Annotated in this window: 13 protein-coding genes; 7 read left to right on the top strand and 6 right to left on the bottom strand. The window is 74.6% G+C overall.

Annotation, left to right across the window (positions count from 1 at the left end):
* Positions 1 to 94 precede the first annotated feature (94 nt).
* Genes ABD823_RS09595 through ABD823_RS09585 form a run of 3 tightly spaced genes read left to right on the top strand, consistent with a single transcriptional unit; the run spans position 95 to position 3,197 of the window.
* Positions 95 to 1,237 carry a Gfo/Idh/MocA family protein gene (locus ABD823_RS09595; protein WP_344857972.1) on the top strand — a complete coding sequence of 381 codons (1,143 nt, stop codon included), beginning with the start codon at positions 95 to 97 and terminating at the stop codon, positions 1,235 to 1,237.
* Positions 1,234 to 2,367, top strand: a complete 1,134-nt coding sequence (locus tag ABD823_RS09590; RefSeq protein ID WP_425566585.1) for a dihydrodipicolinate synthase family protein — start codon at positions 1,234 to 1,236, stop codon at positions 2,365 to 2,367. The genes ABD823_RS09595 and ABD823_RS09590 overlap by 4 nt, the downstream gene beginning before the upstream one ends.
* On the top strand, positions 2,364 to 3,197 hold the full coding sequence (locus ABD823_RS09585) for a sugar phosphate isomerase/epimerase family protein (RefSeq protein ID WP_344857971.1): 834 nt from the start codon (positions 2,364 to 2,366) through the stop codon (positions 3,195 to 3,197). The genes ABD823_RS09590 and ABD823_RS09585 overlap by 4 nt, the downstream gene beginning before the upstream one ends.
* A 154-nt stretch (positions 3,198 to 3,351) precedes the next feature.
* On the opposite strand, the gene ABD823_RS09580 is transcribed toward ABD823_RS09585, so the two are convergent.
* From ABD823_RS09580 to ABD823_RS09565, 4 genes are all read right to left on the bottom strand, one after another.
* Positions 3,352 to 3,543 (bottom strand): ferredoxin, encoded by a 192-nt coding sequence (locus ABD823_RS09580; protein ID WP_344857969.1) that lies wholly within the window; start codon positions 3,541 to 3,543, stop codon positions 3,352 to 3,354.
* Positions 3,544 to 3,587: 44 nt separating this feature from the next.
* Positions 3,588 to 4,745 (bottom strand): cytochrome P450, encoded by a 1,158-nt coding sequence (locus ABD823_RS09575; protein ID WP_344857968.1) that lies wholly within the window; start codon positions 4,743 to 4,745, stop codon positions 3,588 to 3,590.
* Complete coding sequence (locus tag ABD823_RS09570; RefSeq protein WP_344857966.1) at positions 4,726 to 7,830, bottom strand: ATP-binding protein; 3,105 nt, start codon at positions 7,828 to 7,830, stop codon at positions 4,726 to 4,728. Before ABD823_RS09570 ends, ABD823_RS09575 begins: the two co-directional genes overlap by 20 nt.
* 143 nt (positions 7,831 to 7,973) lie before the next feature.
* Entirely contained in the window at positions 7,974 to 8,972 is a 999-nt protein-coding gene (locus ABD823_RS09565) for a LacI family DNA-binding transcriptional regulator (RefSeq protein WP_344857964.1), read from the bottom strand.
* Positions 8,973 to 9,184: 212 nt separating this feature from the next.
* Here ABD823_RS09565 and ABD823_RS09560 point away from each other — a divergent pair, with 212 nt between their 5' ends.
* Positions 9,185 to 10,384, top strand: a complete 1,200-nt coding sequence (locus ABD823_RS09560) for a thiolase family protein (protein WP_344857962.1) — start codon at positions 9,185 to 9,187, stop codon at positions 10,382 to 10,384.
* The gene (locus ABD823_RS09555; protein ID WP_344857961.1) at positions 10,381 to 12,453 is read left to right on the top strand and encodes a 3-hydroxyacyl-CoA dehydrogenase NAD-binding domain-containing protein; all 2,073 of its coding nucleotides are present in this window, start codon (positions 10,381 to 10,383) and stop codon (positions 12,451 to 12,453) included. Before ABD823_RS09560 ends, ABD823_RS09555 begins: the two co-directional genes overlap by 4 nt.
* 119 nt (positions 12,454 to 12,572) lie before the next feature.
* Here ABD823_RS09555 and ABD823_RS09550 read toward each other — a convergent pair whose 3' ends face one another.
* Positions 12,573 to 14,021, bottom strand: coding sequence for an amino acid permease (locus ABD823_RS09550; RefSeq protein WP_344857959.1), 1,449 nt, complete (start codon positions 14,019 to 14,021; stop codon positions 12,573 to 12,575).
* Positions 14,022 to 14,323: 302 nt separating this feature from the next.
* On the opposite strand from ABD823_RS09550, the gene ABD823_RS09545 reads away from it, so the two are divergent.
* Positions 14,324 to 15,568, top strand: a complete 1,245-nt coding sequence (locus tag ABD823_RS09545) for a hypothetical protein (protein ID WP_344857957.1) — start codon at positions 14,324 to 14,326, stop codon at positions 15,566 to 15,568.
* A gap of 30 nt (positions 15,569 to 15,598) precedes the next feature.
* Here the strand turns inward: ABD823_RS09545 and dxs are convergent, their stop codons facing one another.
* Entirely contained in the window at positions 15,599 to 17,518 is a 1,920-nt protein-coding gene (dxs, locus tag ABD823_RS09540) for a 1-deoxy-D-xylulose-5-phosphate synthase (RefSeq protein WP_344857956.1), read from the bottom strand.
* 119 nt (positions 17,519 to 17,637) lie between these two features.
* Here dxs and ABD823_RS09535 point away from each other — a divergent pair, with 119 nt between their 5' ends.
* Positions 17,638 to 18,486 carry a neutral zinc metallopeptidase gene (locus tag ABD823_RS09535; RefSeq protein ID WP_344857954.1) on the top strand — a complete coding sequence of 283 codons (849 nt, stop codon included), beginning with the start codon at positions 17,638 to 17,640 and terminating at the stop codon, positions 18,484 to 18,486.
* The last annotated feature ends 4 nt before the right edge of the window (positions 18,487 to 18,490 follow it).

Raw genomic sequence — 18,490 nt, 5'->3', positions numbered from 1 at the left:
CCGGGCCCGGCGCCGCCGGGAAGGCGCTTGCCCACAAGGCCTGACCTGCCGTACGGTGGTCAGGAAAGCGCTTTCCATAGGAGGCTCGGAGAGAATGTCCCCCCGAAGCATCGGCGTCGTGATGAACGGTGTCACCGGCCGCATGGGTTACCGCCAGCACCTGGTCCGCTCGGTCCTGGCGATCAATGAGCAGGGCGGGGTCGCCCTGTCCGACGGGAGCCGGGTCCTGCTCAGGCCGGTGCTGGTGGGCCGGAACCCCGACAAGCTGGCCAAGCTCGCCGCCGACCACGGCATCGCCGACTGGACCACCGACCTCGACGCGGCCCTGGCCGTCGAGGAGAACCAGATCTACTTCGACGCGCAGGTCACCCAGGCCCGCGTCAAGTCCGTGCTCAAGGCGATCGAGGCCGGCAAGCACGTCTACACCGAGAAGCCCACCGCCGAGACCGTCGAGGAGGCGGTCGCGCTGGCCCAGGCCGCCGAGGCCAGGGGCATCAAGAACGGCGTGGTGCAGGACAAGCTGTTCCTGCCGGGCCTGCTCAAGCTCAAGCGCCTGATCGACGGCGGCTTCTTCGGCCGCATCCTGTCGGTGCGCGGCGAGTTCGGCTACTGGGTGTTCGAGGGCGACTGGCAGTCCGCCCAGCGCCCGTCGTGGAACTACCGGACCGAGGACGGCGGCGGCATCGTCCTCGACATGTTCCCGCACTGGGCCTACGTGCTGGAGAACCTGTTCGGCCGCGTCCGCTCGGTCTACGCCCAGACCGCCACCCACATCCCCGAGCGCGTGGACGAGCGGGGCGAGACCTACGCCGCCACCGCCGACGACGCCGCCTACGGCGTCTTCGAACTGGAGGGCGGGATCATCGCGCAGATCAACTCCTCCTGGTGCGTCCGGGTCAACCGCGACGAGCTGGTGGAGTTCCAGGTGGACGGCACGCACGGCAGCGCCGTCGCCGGCCTGCGCAACTGCCGCTTCCAGCACCGGGCCGGCACGCCCAAGCCCGTCTGGAACCCCGACCTGCCCGTCACCGCGCGCTTCCGCGACGACTGGCAGGAAGTGCCCGACAACGACGAGTTCGACAACGGCTTCAAGATCCAGTGGGAGATGTTCGTCCGCCACGTGGTCGAGGACGCGCCGTTCCCGTACGACTTCGCCTCCGGCGCGCGCGGCGTGCGGCTCGCCGAGCTGGGCCTGCGCTCCTCCGCCGAGGGCCGCCGCCTGGAGGTCGGGGCGTGACGTCGATCGTCCTCCCCGGCGGGGAGTACACCCTGCGCGAGCCGGTGGCCTGGGAGCGGCCCGCCGGACCGCCGCAGAGCCGGATCGTCTACGCCGCCGCCCACGTCGTCGCCGACCCCCTCGGCGACAACACGCCCGGTTCCCCGGCCGCCGTCGACTGGGACGCCACGCTGCGCTTCCGCCGCCACCTGTGGTCGCACGGCCTGCGCGTCGCCGACGCCATGGACACCGCCCAGCGGAACATGGGTCTGGACTGGGCCGCCACGAGCGAGCTCATCCGGCGCAGCGCGGCCGAGGCGGCCGGGTTCGGAGACCCGGCCGCGCTGGTGGCCTGCGGCGCCGGCACCGACCACGCCCCGGACGCCGGGACGCTGGAGGCGGTCACCGCCGCCTACACCGAGCAGATCGAGACCGTGCGCGAGGCGGGTGCCGGGGTCATCGTCATGGCCAGCCGGCAGCTGGCCCGCATCGCGCGCGGCCCGGAGGACTACCACGCGGTCTACGGCAAGCTGCTCTCGCAGGCCGACCGGCCGGTGATCCTGCACTGGCTGGGCGAGATGTTCGACCCGAACCTGGCCGGTTACTGGGGTTCGCGGGACGTGGCGGAGGCCACCGCGTCGTTCCTGGAGCTGATCCGCGAGCACGCGCCGGTGGTGGACGGGGTCAAGGTCTCGCTGCTGGACGCCGAGCACGAGATCGCGCTCCGGGCGGCGCTGCCGGAGGGCGTGAAGCTCTACACCGGCGACGACTTCAACTACCCGTCGCTGATCGCCTCGGGCAGCCACGCGCTGCTGGGTATCTTCGACGCGATCGCCCCGGCCGCCGCGGCGGCCCTGGCGGCGCTCGACGCCGGGGACCTCGCCCGCTACGAGGAGATCATGGCGCCGACGGTCCCGCTCTCACGGAAGATCTTCGAGGCGCCGACGTACAACTACAAGACCGGCATCGTCTTCCTGGCCTGGCTCAACGGCCACCAGGACGCCTTCGCGATGGTCAACGGCGCCCAGGCGGCCCGGTCGCTGCCGCACCTGGCCGAGGTGTTCCGGCTGGCCGACGCGGCGGGGCTGCTGTCCGACCCCGAGCTGGCCGTGCGCCGGATGCGGACGCTGCTGGAGGTGCACGGGCTGTGAGCCGCCTGTCCCTCAACCAGTGGACGACCAAGCGCTGGTCGGTGGCCGAGGCCGTCGACGGCTGCGTACGGCACGGCGTCGAGGCCATCGGCCTGTGGCGGCAGGACGTCGCCGCGCAGGGCCTGGACGAGACCGTGAAGCTGGTGGCCGACGCCGGGCTGCGCGTGTCGTCGCTCTGCCGGGGCGGTTTCCTCACCTCCGGTGACGCCGCCGCCCTGGACGACAACCGCCGGGCGATCGACGAGGCGGCCGCCCTGGGCGCCGCGTGCCTGGTCATGGTGGTCGGCGGGCTGCCCGGCGTGGTGCCCGGCGAGCCGCTGGAACGTTTCGACCGGGACCTCGCCGGGGCCCGGGAGCGGGTCGCCGAGGCGCTGGCCGTGCTGGCGCCGTACGCGGGCGAGCGCGGCGTGCGGCTGGCGCTGGAGCCGCTGCACCCGATGTACTGCGCCGACCGGGCCGTGCTGTCCACCCTGGCGCAGGCGCTCGACCTGGCCGAGCGGCACCCGGCCGAGCAGGTCGGGGTCGTCGTCGACACCTTCCACGTGTGGTGGGACCCGCAGGTGCTGGAGCAGATCGCTCGGGCCGGGGAGCGGATCGCCTCCTACCAGGTGTGCGACTTCCTGCATCCGCTCCCGCAGGACGTGCTGCTCGGCCGGGGGGTGATGGGCGACGGAGTGATCGACTTCGCGCCGCTGACCGCGGCCGTGACCGCGGCGGGCTACACCGGCGACATCGAGGTGGAGATCTTCAACGCCGACGTGTGGGCCGCCGACCCCGACGAGGTCCTGGCGCGGGTGAAGGCCCGGTTCGGCGAGCTCGTCGCCGCCTGACGTCCGCGCCCTCGCGGCGCACCCGCGCGGGTGCGCCGCCCGGCCGCACCGCCCGGCCGCCGCCGGATCAGCCGGCCGGGCGGTCCGGGCCCTCCGGTGCCGGAGGGCCGGGCTCCGCCCGCGCGCCGGGGTTCTCCTCCCCCGGCGCGCGGGCTCATCCGACGGCGATGCTCCGGGTGGGGCAGTGGGAGCGCGCCCGGCGCACCGCGTCGTGCAGCTCCGCGGGCGGGCTCGGGTCCAGCAGGACCACGAGCCCGTCCTCCTCTCCCTGGGCGAAGACCTCGGGCGCCGCCAGCACGCACTGCCCGGCGCCGCAGCAGCCGTCCCGGTTCACGGTGATCCTCATGGCGACCTCCCGGCCTCCTCCCTCCGCGGCCTCCGCGGCGCCGCTCACCAGGTCACCGGGAGGGCGACCAGCCCGTGGATCGCGGCGTTCTCCCGCACGGGCACCTCGGCCGGCGGCACGGCCGTCCGCAGCCCGGGGAAGCGCCGCAGCAGCCCCTGGAGGGCGATCTCCAGCTCCAGCCGGGCGAGGTTCTGCCCCAGGCACTGGTGGGGGCCGAAGCCGAGCGCCACGTGCGCGGTCTTGGGGCGGGTGACGTCGAGCCGGTCGGGATCCGGGCAGAGCGCGGGGTCGCGGTTGGCCGCCGAGAGCGAGGTCAGGGCGAACTCCCCCGCCTTGATCTCCTGCCCGCCCAGCACCAGGTCCTCCTTGGCCATCCGGAACATCACCAGGTCGACGATCGACAGGTGGCGCAGCAGCTCGTCGGCGGCGCCCTGCGCCCCCTCGCGGACCCGGGCCAGCTGGTCGGGACGGTGGAGCAGCAGCAGCGCGCCCAGGCCGATCATGTTCGCGGTCGTCTCGTGTCCCGCGATCAGCAGCATGATCGCGATGTTCACCAGCTCCTCGTCGGTGAGGTCCTCCCTGCGCGCCAGCTCGCCGAGGAGCCCGCCACCGGGCTCGTCCCGCTCGGCGGCGACCCGCTTCGCCAGGTAGGCCGCGAGCCGGGCCATGGCCGCCTCGATCTCCCCCTGGGAGGAGCCCAGGTCGGCGAACGTGCGGGCGGCGTCCTGGAAGGCGCTCCGATCCTCGTACGGCACGCCGAGCAGCTCGCAGATGACCATGGACGGCACGGGGAGCGCGAACTCGGCGACCAGGTCCACCGGGCGGGGCAGGCGCTCCATCGCGTCCAGCCGCTCGGCGACGATCCGCTCGATCCCGGGGCGGAACCGGTTGACCCGCTGCACGGTGAAGTGGGGGGTGAGCAGGCGCCGGTAGCGGCCGTGCTCGGGCGGGTCCATGTCGATGAACATCCCCGGCTCCGGTGTGATCGCCCGCAGGGGCTGGTCCGGGCCGAAGCCGCCGTCGGTCGACGAGCTCCACCGGGGGTCGGCGAGCACCTCGCGGACCAGGTCGTGCCGGGTGACCAGCCAGACCTCCCCGCCGGCCGGCAGCGTGACCCGGGCGACCGGACGGTGGGCCCGCAGCTCCGCCAGGCCGGGCGGCGGGTCGAAGGGGCAGGTTCTCTCATTCGGAAGCGCTGTCATGCCCTCCACGGTGCGCGGCGGCGCTCACCGCGGGCCGACCCGGCGCTGACGCCCACTCCGCCACCGCGGTGAGCGCCGCGTCGGCGCCCGCCCCGGCGCCCGCCCGCCGGGCCCCGCCGTAGCGGGCCGCGCCCAGCAGCTCCTCGGCCCTGCGGGCGGTCTCCGCGGTGTCGGGGCCGGACATCGCGAACCCGCGCAGCGCGCAGGCGCAGCCCAGCAGGAACGCCGCCCGCTCGGCGTCCCCGCGGGCCAGCGCGAGGTCCGCCAGGCCCTCGGCCGCCGAGGCCGCGGCGGGCCGGTCGCCTCCGGCCGCGGCGAGGCCGACGGCCTCCCGGTGGTGCCGGAGTGCGGCCTCGAGGTCGCCCCGCTCCCGCGCGACCCGGCCGAGGCCGGTCAGGATCCGCCCCCGGACCTGCTCCACACCGCCCCAGTGCGGCTCGCACGCGGCCAGCGCCAGAGCGTACAGCTCCGCGGCCTCGTCGGTCCGGCCGCTCCGGCGGGCCACCTCGGCCGTGGCGAGGTGGACCGTGGCCCAGACCTCGGGGACGGCGAGCCCTCGCGCGACGGCCGCCGCCTCGGCGCAGTCCGCGGCGGCGGCGCCGGTCTCCCCCGCGCACAGGCGCTCGGCGGAGCGGCGGCAGAGCAGCAGGGCACGGTCCTCGGGCGAGCCGATCCGGTCGGCCAGCTCCATGGCCCGCTCGACGGTCGCCACGGCCCGGGCGTGCTCGCCCCGCCAGCCCTGCGGCTCGGAGAGCACGAGCAGGACCTGCGCCATGCCCCACCGGTCGCCCAGTGCGGTGAACCCGTCCAGCGCCCGGGTGAACTCCTCCTCGGCGTCCGCCACCCGGCCGGAGCCCATCCGGATGACGCCCAGGACCATCCGGGCCATCGCGCTGACCCAGGGGTCGGGGGCGGCGACGCCCCGCAGCGCGTCCTCCTCCGCGAGCCCGTAGCCGCCCCGCAGCAGGGCGATGACGGGCCCGGCCAGGCGCAGGACGGAGTGGCGCGGCCGGTCCGGGAGGGCGGCCGCGAGCCGGGCGGCCTGGTCGACCAGGGAGCGGTCGGGGATGCTCACGGTGGCCGCGGCGAGGATGCACAGCAGGTACTCCTCCTCCAGCCCGCGCGGCGGCGTCCGGCCGACCAGGTCGAGCGCGCGCCCGGCGTACGCGCTCCCCTCCGCCCGCAGGCCGCGCAGGATCCAGTACCACCACAGCCCGGCGACGAGCCGGACCGCCCGGTCGCCGTGCCCGGCGTCCAGGGCCCGGCGGAGCGCGGCGCGCGCCTCGTCGTCCTCGGCGGCCAGGCGCCGCAACCACACCAGCTGGTCCCGGCCGCGCAGCTCGGGGTCGGCGCGCTCGGCCAGCGCGGTGACGTACTCGGCGTGGGCCGCGCGCACCCGTTCCTCCTCGCCCGGGGCGGCCGGCTGCTCGGCGCAGAAGGCCCGGATGGTCTCCAGCATCCGGTAGCGCCCCTCGGCCACCTCGACCAGGGACTTGTCGACGAGCGCGGTCAGCAGGTCGAGCGGGTCCCGGCCGCGCAGCGCGCCGCCGGAGCCGCGGGCGCCGTCCCCGCAGACCCGCTCGGCCGCCTCCAGCGTGGCACCGCGGGCGAACACCGCGAACCGCCGGGCGAAGACCCGCTCCTCCTCCTCCAGCAGGTCCCAGCTCCAGGCGACGACGGCGCGCAGCGTGCGGTGCCGGGGCAGCGCCGTACGGCTCCCGCCGGTGAACAGCCGGAAGCGCTCGTCCAGCCGGTCGGCGACCTCCCCGGCCTCCATCGAGCGCAGCCGCGCGGCGGCCAGCTCGATCGCCAGGGGCAGCCCGTCCAGGGCCCGGCAGATCCTGCGCAGCACCTCGTCACCGGCGGCCAGGCCGGGCCGTACGGCGGCCGCCCGGTCCCGCAGCAGCCGCACGGCGAGGTCCTCCGGGAGCGGCCGGACGGGGAAGAGCAGCTCCCCGGTGATCCCGAGGGGCTCCCGGCCGGTCGCCAGGATCCGCACCCCGGGACAGGCCGCCAGCAGCCGGTCGGCCAGGCGGGCGACGGGCTCGACCAGGTGCTCGCAGTTGTCCAGGACCAGCACCGGCGCGTGCCCGGAGAGCGCGGCCACCAGCCGGTCCTCCGGGTCGGGCGCCCGGGTCAGGTGGAGTCCGGCCTCCCGGACGCCGAGCTCGCCGAGGAGCAGCCGCGCCAGGTCGCGGCCGTCGCTCAGGCGGGCCAGCTCGGCGAAGCAGACCTCGCCGCCGAGCCCGGCGGCGGTCTCGGCGGCGAGCCGGGTCTTGCCCACTCCGCCGGGACCGGTGAGGGTGACCAGCCGGTGCTCGCCCAGCAGCGCGCGCAGGCGCGCGACGTCCTGCCGCCGGCCCACGAAGCTGGTGAGCTGGGCCCGGACGCCGCGCCTGACCGGCTCGGCGCCGCGCAGGATCTCCAGGTGGGCCGCGGCCAGCTCGGGGGCGGGATCGGCGCCGAGCTCCTCGGCCAGCAGGCGCCGGGTGCGCTCGAAGGCGGCCAGCGCCTCGGCCTGGCGTCCCTCCGCGCGCAGGGCGCGCATGAGCAGCCCGCACAGCCGCTCGCGGAGCGGGTGCCCGTCCAGCAGGGCGCGCATCTCGGCGACCGAGCCGCCTCCCGCCTCGAACCGGTCCTCCAGCACGCCGAGCCGCACCTCCTCCAGGCGGGCGGCGAGCTGCTCGGGCGCCGGGCCGCGCCAGAGCCCCAGCGCCTCCTCCAGCAGGGCGAGCGCGGTGCCGCGCTCACCCGAGGCCAGGGCGCGGCGCCCCTCGGCGGCCAGCCGTTCGAACCGGTGCGCGTCGACGTCGTCGGCCCGGGCGGCGACCCGGTAGCCCGCGGGGGTCAGCTCGACGGGGACGCCGAGCCTGCGCAGCCGGGAGACCTGGGAGTGCAGCGACCGCGTCGCGCCGGGCGGCGGGGGCCCGGCGTGCAGCAGGCCGATCAGGCGCTCGGCGGGGACCGCCGCGCCGGGCTCGCGCAGGAGCGCGACCAGCAGCGTGCGCAGTCCGGGGCCGGGGACCTCGGCGGACCGGCCCCCGTCGTCCACCAGGCGGACGGGGCCCAACAGCTCGAAGCGCATGCTCCGATTCTCCCCGGCGGCGCGGCTGGCGCGGCGGGTTCCGGCGCCGCGGCCGGGGCGCTCCCGCCGGCCGCGCGGTCACCGGCGCGGCCACCGCCTCCCGCCGGGTCCCCGGGGCCGGGTCCCGGCCCCGGGGACGGGCCTCACACCGGGCGGGTGCTCTCCCGGAGTACGACCTCGCCGGCCACCCGCTCGACCCGGGGTTCCCGTGCCTCCTCCACCGCCTCCAGGGCCAGCTCCAGGGCGCGGGCGCCCATGTCCGCCAGCGGGAGCCGTACCGTCGTCAGCGCGGGGACGAGGTCGCGCAGCGTGGCGATGTCGTCGAACCCGGCGACCGAGACGTCCTGCGGCACCCGGATGCCGCGGTCCCGGAAGGAGGCCAGCGCCCCGACGGCCATCACGTCGTTGACCGCGAAGACGCACGTGGCGTCGGTGACCTCGGCCGCGGCGGTGTAGCCGCCGTCGCGGTCGAACGTGCCGTGCACGAGCTGCGGCGCGGGCAGGCCGAGTTCGGCGAGCGCGCCGGTGAAGCCGGCCACCCGGTCCTGCGCGGTGATCAGCCAGGGCGGCCCGGCCAGCACGGCGAAGCGCCGGTGCCCCAGCCCGGCGAGGGCGCGGGCGAGGTCGGCGGCGCCCTCGGCGTTCCCGGGCGTCACCGTGTCGGTGCCGAGCAGGGCCTGGCCGACGCAGGCGACCCGGCCGCCGGTCTGCCGGTAGCGGTCGAGCTCCTCGCGCAGCCGCCGGGTGACCGCGGGGTCGGCGATCCGCGACCCGGACAGCAGCACCGCGCGCACGCGCTGCGCGTTGAGGGTCGCCACGTAGGCGATCTCCCGCTCGGGGTCGCGGTGCGTGGTGGCGACCATGACCATCATCCCCTGGTCCTCGGCCACCCGCATCGCCCCGTCGGCGAGCGCGGCGAAGTAGGGGTCGGTGAGGTCGTGGACGACGAGCCCGATCACGTTGCTGGCCCCGCGGGCCAGCGTCTGGGCGGCCACGTTGGTGCGGTAGCCGAGCTGCTGCGCGGCCTGCTCGACCTTGGCCCGCAGCGAGGCGCCCACCTGCCGGGTGCTCCCGTTCAGCACCCTGGACGCCGTGGCGAGCGAGACCCCCGCGTGCCTGGCGACATCTTCGAGCGTGACCACCGGCGACCTCCTGGAAAACGATTGCCAATCTTGCCAGATCGATCACTGCGCCGCACCTCCGGCGGGAATGCCCTCCGTCGGGCGGAACGCCGCGGGCCGTCCCCGACCTCTCGATCCGGACACGTCCGCCTCCGGGCCGCCCCGTTCGCGCCAAACCTTGTTACCGACCAGTAGCATGGGGGCGAAGCCACCCATCAACGAGGAGCGAACCCGTGCCTTCCTCTCGTGACGTCGTATTCGTCGACGGAGTGCGCACGCCTTTCGGCAAGTCGGGACCCAAGGGCCTGTACGCCGAGACGCGCGCCGACGACCTGGTGATCCGCGTCATCCGCGAGCTGATCCGGCGTAATCCGAACCTGCCGCCGGAGCGGGTCGACGAGGTGGCCATCGCGGCCACCACCCAGATCGGCGACCAGGGGCTGACCATCGGCCGCTCCGCCGCCGTCCTGGCCGGGCTGCCCAAGAGCGTGCCCGGCTTCGCCATCGACCGCATGTGCGCCGGCGCGATGACCGCCGTGACCTCCGTCGCGGGCGGCATCGCCTTCGGCGCCTACGACGTCGCCATCGCCGGCGGTGTCGAGCACATGGGCCGCCACCCGATGGGCGAGGGCGTCGACCCCAACCCCCGGTTCGTGGCCGAGCAGATCGTGGACGGCTCCGCCCTGGTCATGGGCATGACGGCGGAGAACCTGCACGACCGCTACCCGACCATCAGCAAGGAGCGCGCGGACGCCTTCGCCCTCGCCTCCCAGGAGAAGGTCGCCAAGGCCTACGCCGACGGCAAGATCCAGCCCGACCTGGTCCCGGTGGCCGTGCGCTCGGCCGAGAGGGGCTGGGGCCTGGCCACCGCCGACGAGGCGCCCCGCCCGGGCACCACGATGGAGGGCCTGGCCACGCTGAAGACGCCGTTCCGCTCGCACGGCCGGGTCACCGCGGGCAACGCCTCCGGCATCAACGACGGCGCCACCGGCTGCATCGTGGCCGCCGCCGACGTCGCCGCGGAGCTGGGCCTGGACGCCAAGATGCGCCTGGTCTCCTACGCCTTCGCCGGCGTCGACCCCGAGGTCATGGGCGTCGGCCCGATCCCGTCGACCGAGCGGGCGCTCCGCCTGGCCGGGCTCTCCATCGACGACATCGGCCTGTTCGAGATCAACGAGGCCTTCGCCGTACAGGTGCTGGCCTTCCTGGAGCATTTCGGCATCGCCGACGACGACCCCCGGGTCAACCCGTACGGCGGCGCGATCGCCTTCGGCCACCCGCTCGCCTCCTCCGGCGTGCGGCTGATGACCCAGCTCGCCCGCGAGTTCGGCGAGCGCCCCGACGTGCGCTACGGCGTCACCACCATGTGCGTCGGCATGGGCATGGGCGGAACGGTCATCTGGGAGAACCTCGCCTGGGAAGGTGCGAAGTGACGGAGATCAAGGAACTGTTCGCCGACGAGGTCGTCACCAAGGCGGTCGTCCGCGACGTCGAGCTGCCGTACGGCGCGGGCACGATGGCCCTGATCACGCTGGACAACGGCCACGACCACACCAAGCCGTCGACCTTCGGTCCCGCCGGCCTGACCTCGCTGAACGAGGCGATCGACTCGGTCGCGGGCCGCACCGACCTGGTCGCGGTCGGCGTGACCGGCAAGCCGTTCATCTTCGCGGTCGGCGCCGACCTCAAGGGCGCCGCCCTGGTCTCGCGGCGCGAGCAGGCCCTGGCCATCGGCAAGCTGGGCCACGACGTCTTCCGCCGCCTCGGCGAGCTGGACGTGCCGTCGTTCGCGTTCGTCAACGGCGCGGCGATGGGCGGCGGCCTGGAGGTCGCCCTGCACTGCACCTACCGGACCATCTCCTCCGGGGTGCCCGCGGTGGCGCTGCCCGAGTGCTTCCTCGGCCTGGTCCCCGGCTGGGGCGGCACCCAGCTGCTCCCCCGCCTGATCGGCCCGGCGAACGCGCTGAAGCTGATCATCGAGAACCCGCTCTCGCAGAACCGGATGATCAAGGGCAGGGACGCCTTCGCGCTCGGGATCGCCGACGCGATGTTCGAGCCCGCCGACTTCCTGGAGGAGTCGCTGCGCTGGGCCGCCCAGGTGCTCCGCGGCGAGGTGGCGGTGGAGCGCGCCGACCACACCGCCGAGGACTGGTCCGAGGTCGTCAACGGCGCCCGCGCCCTGGTCGACATGAAGCTGCACGGCGCCAGCCCCGCCCCCTACCGGGCACTGGAGCTGGTCGAGCTGGCCCGCACCGCCTCCCGCGACGAGGGCTTCGCCGCCGAGGACGAGGCCCTGGCCGACCTCCTCATGGGCGACGAGCTGCGGGCCGGGCTGTACGCCTTCGACCTGGTGCAGCGCCGCGCCAAGCGGCCGGCCGGCGCCCCGGACAAGGCGCTGGCCCGCAAGGTCACCAAGGTCGGCGTCGTCGGTGCCGGTCTCATGGCCTCCCAGATGGCGCTGCTGTTCGCCCGCCGCCTGGAGGTCCCGGTCGTGCTGACCGACCTGGACCAGGCCCGCCTCGACAAGGGCGTCGGCTACGTGCACGCCGAGGTGGACAAGCTGCTCGGCAAAGGCCGGATCTCCGCCGACCAGGCCAACCGGCTCAAGGCCCTGGTGACCGGCTCGCTGACCAAGGACGCGTTCGCCGACGCCGACTTCGTCATCGAGGCCGTCTTCGAGGACATGAAGGTCAAGCAGCAGGTCTTCGCCGAGGTCGAGGCCGTGGTCTCGCCCGAGTGCGTGCTGGCGACCAACACCTCCTCGCTCTCGGTGACGGAGATGGGCTCGAAGCTGGCGCACCCCGGGCGCCTGGTGGGCTTCCACTTCTTCAACCCGGTCGCGGTCATGCCGCTGCTGGAGATCATCCGCGGCGACGCCACGGACGACGCCGCGCTGGCCACCGCGTTCGCGGTCGGCAAGTCGCTGAAGAAGTCCAGCGTGCTGGTGAAGGACGCCCCGGCGTTCGTCGTCAACCGGCTGCTGACCCGCTTCATGGGCGAGGTCATCGCCGCCGTGGACGAGGGCACCCCGCTGGAGCTCGCCGAGCACGCGCTCGACGACCTCGGCCTGCCGATGACGCCGTTCGCCCTGCTCCAGCTGGTCGGCCCGGCGGTCGGCCTGCACGTCGCCGAGACCCTGCACACGGCCTTCCCCGACCGCTTCGGCGTCTCGGAGAACATGGCCGAGCTGGTCGCCACGGGCAAGCCCGGCGTCTACCGGGCGGACTTCTCCCTCGACCCGGAGGCCGTGGAGATCTTCTCCGGCGGCACCTCCCCGTCGACCGCGGAGCAGGTCCGCGAGCGCGTGCTGCGCGCCCTGGCGCAGGAGATCCGCATCATGCTGGAGGAGGGCGTGGTCGCGGCGGCCCAGGACATCGACCTGTGCATGATCCTGGGTGCGGGCTGGCCGTTCCACCTGGGCGGCATCACCCCGTTCCTGGACCGGTCCGGCATCGCGCAGCCGCGCTTCCTGGAGCCGGGCGTCGCCTCCGTGCCCGCCTGATCCGGGGCCGGTCGGATCCGGGCCCGGGGGACCGGGCCGCGGCCCGGGGCCTTCCGGGTCCGGGCCGCGGCCCGCCGCGTTCCGCCCCCACCGCCCGTCCGGGCCGGGGGCGGACCCCGCTACCGCCCCGCGAGGACGCTGCGGCGGCGGCCGTAGAGGAAGTAGACGCCGATGCCGACGACCATCCACACCAGGAACCGGATCCACGTCTCCACCGGCAGGTTGAGCATCAGGTAGAGGCACGACAGCACCGACAGGGCCGGCACCAGCGGCACCAGCGGGGTGCGGAACGAGCGGGGCAGGTCCGACCGGGTGCGGCGCAGGATCACCACCGCCAGCGAGACGACCACGAACGCGAAGAGCGTGCCGATGTTGACCAGCTCGGCGATCTCGGCCAGCGGGACCAGCCCGGCCAGGACCGCGACGACCGCGCCCAGCAGGACCGTGATCCGGTACGGCGTGCCGTACCGGGGGTGGACCCTGGCCAGGCCCCGCGGGAGCAGGTTGTCCCGGCACATCGCGAACATCACCCGCGACATGCCGAGCATGAGGATCATCACGACCGTGGTCAGGCCCGCCAGCGCGCCGATGCTGATCAGCGACGCGGCCCACGTCTGGCCCACGGCCTTGAACGCGTCGGCCAGCGGGGCCGCCACGCTCAGCTCCCGGTACGGCTGCATGCCGACGACGACCACGGAGACCGCGACGTACAGGGTCGTGCAGACGGCCAGCGAGGCGATGATGCCGATCGGCAGGTCGCGCTGCGGGTTCCGGGTCTCCTCCGCGGCGGTGGCGACCACGTCGAAGCCGATGTAGGCGAAGAACACGATCGCGGCGGCGCTGAAGACGCCGATGACGCCGTAGGCCACCGGCGTGATCCCGAAGAGCACCTGGATCAGCGGCGCGGACAGGTCCCGGACGGCGGGCGTGGGTTCGGCCGGCGGGATGAACGGCGTGTAGTTGGCCGCCCTGACGAAGAACAGCCCGGCCACGATGACCAGCAGGATCACCGCGACCTTGATGGTGACGACGATGAGGTTGAGCCGGGAGGAGAGCTTGATCCCGGCGACCAGCACCGCGGTGAGGGCCAGCACGACGAGCGCGGCCGGCAGGTTGAAGACCGGGTCCTCCCCGGCCAGCGCGGGGGGCAGGCGCAGCCCCATGGAGGCCAGCAGCGAGGTCAGGTAGCCCGACCAGCCCACCGCGACGACCGCGGAGCCGAGCATCATCTCCAGGACGAGGTCCCAGCCAATGATCCAGGCGGGGAACTCGCCCAGGGTGGCGAAGGCGAAGGTGTAGGCCGAGCCCGCCACCGGCACGGTGGAGGCGAACTCGGCGTAGCACAGGGCGGCCAGCCCGCAGGCGACGGCGGCGACGACGAACGACAGGGCGACCGCGGGTCCGGCGAGGTTCCTGGCGACCTGGCCGGTGAGGACGAAGATGCCGGTGCCCACGATGACGCCGACGCCGAACACGGTCAGGTCGAGGGCCGACAGGTCCTTCTTCAACCGGTGCTCGGGCGCCTCGGTGTCACGGATCGACTGCTCGACCGGCTTGACACGGAACATGCCCGTAGGGATCTTGACGCGCGACATGCCCATCGGCACTTCCCCCGATTCTCCCGACCACACCGGGTCCTCCCCCGCCGCCCGGCGGGTCATGCGGGCCGCCGGGCGGGACGGTCCGCGGGCAGGGGGCCGTCGCGGCCGTCCTCCGGCCGATGTCGGCCATCACCCCGACATGTCAGGTTCAACCCCCGTGCCACCCGATGTAACCATCCGATTACGAAAACCCCTCTTGCGGCACGTCGCCCCGGCCGTACGGAGAAAGTGAAACCGCTCCGTCGCCCATCGGGTCCCGAGGTGGTCTCATGTCCGATTCCCCTGGTAGAGACGCTTGCGACGACGTCCGGGCCGCCCGGCGGGGACGCCGCCGCCGCGGCTCCTCCTCCGCCGGCACCGCGGCAGAGGGCCCGCCGCGCGAGCGGGACGCCGCCGGCCGCCTCCCCGGGCACGCGCCGGGCGCGCGGAGGGTCCCGGCCACGCTGCGCGGCGCCCTGGCGGCGCCGTCCGGCGCCGTGCGCGTCGTACCGCTCGACGTCGACGGGCACCGCGTGCGCGTGGCGGTCGCGCCGACCGGCCGCTCGGACGCCGCACGGGAGGCGGCCGTCTGGCACGACCTGCTCGCCGCAGTCGCCTCCTGCACGACCCCCGGCGTACGGCTCCGCCCCGCGGCCGCGGAGATCTCCGCCGTCGAGATCACCGACCGGTCCGCGCTGGTCCTGAACGCCCTCCTCGGCCGCGCCGCCACCCGGACCGCGGTCCGGGCCCTGCACAGGGGAACGTTCCAATTGCCGGTGCGAGCGGGCGGCGGCCCTGGGACGCACCTGCGCCCGGCCCGCGCGACCGCCGCCCTCGCGGCGGCCACGGCCCTGGCCGGAGCGCTCGTCGCCTACTCGGGCGCCGCCTCCCCTCCCGGCGCCGGACCGGCCTCCCTGGCGGTCCCCGGATCGGCGGCCCCGCCGCTCCCGGCGACCGGCCCGGTGGCCCCGCCGCTCCCCGTGCTCTCCGGCCCGGTGACGCCGGCGCCGCCGTCCGCCTCGCCCACCGCCTCCGCGCCGCCGGCCTCCGGGCCGGTCTCCCGGGAACGACGGCCCATGACCCTGGCCACCGCACCGGCGCCCGCCCGGATCCTCCACGCGCCCGGCCCCACCGCGCCGCCGGAGGACAGCGGCCGGACCCGGGGCGCGCGGCCCGCGGCGCCGAAGGCGGTGCCGTCCTCCGCGCCGCGCGGGAGCGCACCGCCGAGCAGCAGCGGGCCGTCGCACGACGAGGCCGCGCCCGCACCGCGGCCCGCCTCCGGTGGCGGGCGGGAGTCCGAGCGCGAACGGGCGCGCGACCACGGGCGGGAGTCCGGCCGCGAGCGGGCGCGCGACCGCGGCGGGGACGCGCCCGCGCGCCCCGCCGCCACCCCGTCGCCGTCACGGCGGCCCTCACCGCCGCCGCAGCCCTCACCCCCGCCTCCGGAGCCGTCGGAGTCCCCGCGGCCCGAGCGGACCTGCCTGCTGAAGGCCGGGGTGGAGACCTCCCTGCTCGGGGTCGGCGTGTGCCTGTGACCCGGGGGCAGGAGGACCGTCCGCCCCGCCTCAGCGGGCCGGGTGGTTCTCCAGGACCGGGGAGCGCTTGGCGACCGCCTCGGTGATCTCCCGGGCGATGTCCTGGGCGGTCAGGCCGATGTCGGCGAGGATCTTCGCCCGCTTGGCGTGGTCCAGGAAGCGCTGCGGGATGCCGTAGGTGCGGACCGGCACGTCGACGTCGGCGTCGCGCAGCATCCGCGCCACCGCGTCGCCGACGCCGCCGACCCGGCCGTTGTCCTCGACCACCACGACCAGCTTGTGCACCCGGGCGGCCGCCACCAGCGCCTCGTCCAGCGGCTTGACCCAGCGCGGGTCCACCACGGTGGCCGAGATGCCCTGGGCGTCGAGCATCGCGGCGGCCTCCAGGCACATCTCGGCCATCGGGCCGACGGAGACGACCAGCACGTCGGGGTCCCCGGCGCGCAGCACGTCCATCTCGCCGAGCTTGCCGACGGCCTCGATCTCGGGGCCGACCGGGCCCTTGGGGTAGCGCACCACGGTGGGGCCGTCGTCGACGGCGACGGCCTCGGAGAGCAGTTCGCGCAGACGCGGCTCGTCGCGCGGGACCGCGACGGACAGGCCGGGGATCACCTGCAGGATCGACAGGTCCCACATGCCGTTGTGGCTGGCGCCGTCGTCGCCGGTGACGCCCGCCCGGTCGAGCACGACCGTGACCGGCAGGCGGTGCAGGGCGACGTCCATGAGCAGCTGGTCGAAGGCCCGGTTGAGGAAGGTCGCGTAGACCGCCACGACGGGGTGGAGCCCGCCCATCGCCAGCCCGGCGGCGCTGGTCAGGGCGTGCTGCTCGGCGATGCCGACGTCGTAGAGGCGGTCGGGGTAGGCCTCGGAGAACGGGATCAGCCCGGTCGGGCCGAGCATGGCGGCGGTGATGGCCACGATGTCCCGGCGCTCGGCGCCGAGCCGTACCATCTCCTGGCCGAACACGTTGGTCCAGCCGTGCGGCTTGGGCTTCTCCTCGCCGGTCAGCGGGTCGAAGGCGCCGGGCGAGTGGAAGCAGTCCTCGCCGTGGTTCTCCGCCGGCGAGTAGCCGAAGCCCTTCTTGGTGAGCACGTGCACGATGACCGGGCGGCGGAAGCCCCGCGCCCTGCGCAGCGCCGCCTCGACGGCCTGGGTGTCGTGGCCGTCGACCAGCCCGATGTACTTCAGGCCCAGGTCCTCGAACATGGCCTGGGGGGCCAGGACGTCCTTGATGCCCTTCTTCATCCCGTGCAGCGCGTCGTAGACCGGGGCACCGACCACGGGGACCTTGTTCAGGTTGTCCTTGACGAACTCCAGCACGTCCTCGTAGCGCTGGGTGGTGCGCAGCGAGGCCAGGTGGTTGGCGAGGCCGCCGATGGTCGGCGAGTAGGAGCGGCCGTTGTCGTTGACCACGATGATCAGCGGCAGGTCCTTGTGCGCGGCGATGTTGTTCAGCGCCTCCCAGGCCATGCCGCCCGTCAGCGCGCCGTCGCCGATCACCGCCACGACCGTGCGGTCGTCCTCCCCGCGCAGCCGGTACGCTTTGGCCAGGCCGTCGGCGTACGACAGCGCGGTGGAGGCGTGGGAGTTCTCGATGACGTCGTGCTCGGACTCCGCCTGGCTCGGGTAGCCGGACAGGCCGCCCTCCTGGCGGAGCGTGTCGAACCGGTCCGCCCGGCCGGTGAGCATCTTGTGCACGTAGGCCTGGTGGCCGGTGTCCCACAGGATGCGGTCGCGCGGAGAGTCGAAGACGCGGTGCAGCGCGATGGTCAGCTCGACCACGCCCAGGTTGGGGCCGAGGTGGCCGCCGGTGCGGGCGGTGGCGCTGACGAGGAGGTCCCTGATCTCGGCGGCGAGCCGTGGCAGCTCGTCCGCACCCAGTGCCTTGAGGTCCCGTGGTCCCTTGACCGACTCCAGAAGACCGCCCAGCCGCCCGGCCCGCTCGCTCACGGAATCATTCCCCTCTGTCCTGTGGTGACAGGGCGAGTCTAGTTCGCCTCTAGCGCGCTGCCCGCAAAGACGAGCAATCTATACGTTTTATCCACAGTTGCCATACCCTTTCCCTCACTATGAACCATCGTCCCCCTGGGCAGCTCAGGTCACTGACGTCTGTCCTCATCACCTCCCTCACACTCGCCCTCGCGGCAGGCACCGGCACCGCCGGGGCGGCGACGGGCGGCTCCGGGGCGGCGCCCGCCGTCCAGCAGCAGGCGCCCCCGCGCGGCAAGGCGGCCGCGACGGCCAACCCCCTCTACCGCACCGGAACGATGCCCACCGTCACGTGCTCGGCCGGCACGATCCGCCAGGGGAGCGCCGCCTCCTACAGGGCTTTCATGACGCGGATCAACTCCTGCCTGGGACGCGCGTGGAAGACCCAGCTGAAGAAGGCGGGCCTGCCCTTCTCCACGCCGAAGCTGCGGTTCGTGACCTCCGCGGTGAGCAGCCCCTGCGGCAAGTGGCCCGCCGGCGCGGGTGGTTACTACTGCTCCGGTAACCGCACCATGTACATCGCCGTGACCCGCAGGAACCTCAAGAACCCCTACGGGCCCAACCACGCGCAGTTCATGGCGCACGAGTACGCCCACCACGTCCAGTACCTCATGGGGGTCATGCCCTACTACGCCCAGGCCACCTGGCGGGCCCGGCCCTCGGCCAAGCTGGCGCTCTCCCGCCGCCTGGAGCTGCAGGCCGACTGCCTGGCGTCGGCTTTCCTCCGCGGGGCCGCCCAGGATCTGGAGCTCACGCCGGAGCACTGGAACGCCATGCTGGAGTGGACCGAGGAGAACGGCCACAAGGCCTGGCCCAAGAACGACCACGGCAAGGGCACCAGCCAGGCCTACTGGATGCGGCGCGGCTTCAGCAAGGGGAGCCCGGCCGCCTGCAACACCTTCACGGCTCCCAGCCGCCTCGTCAGCTGACGTC

This window comes from Planomonospora alba (genome assembly GCF_039534085.1).
Classification (GTDB): domain Bacteria; phylum Actinomycetota; class Actinomycetes; order Streptosporangiales; family Streptosporangiaceae; genus Planomonospora_B; species Planomonospora_B alba.
The sequence above is the reverse complement of the archived record's forward strand: the minus strand, read 5'-3'. Positions and strand labels throughout refer to the sequence as shown.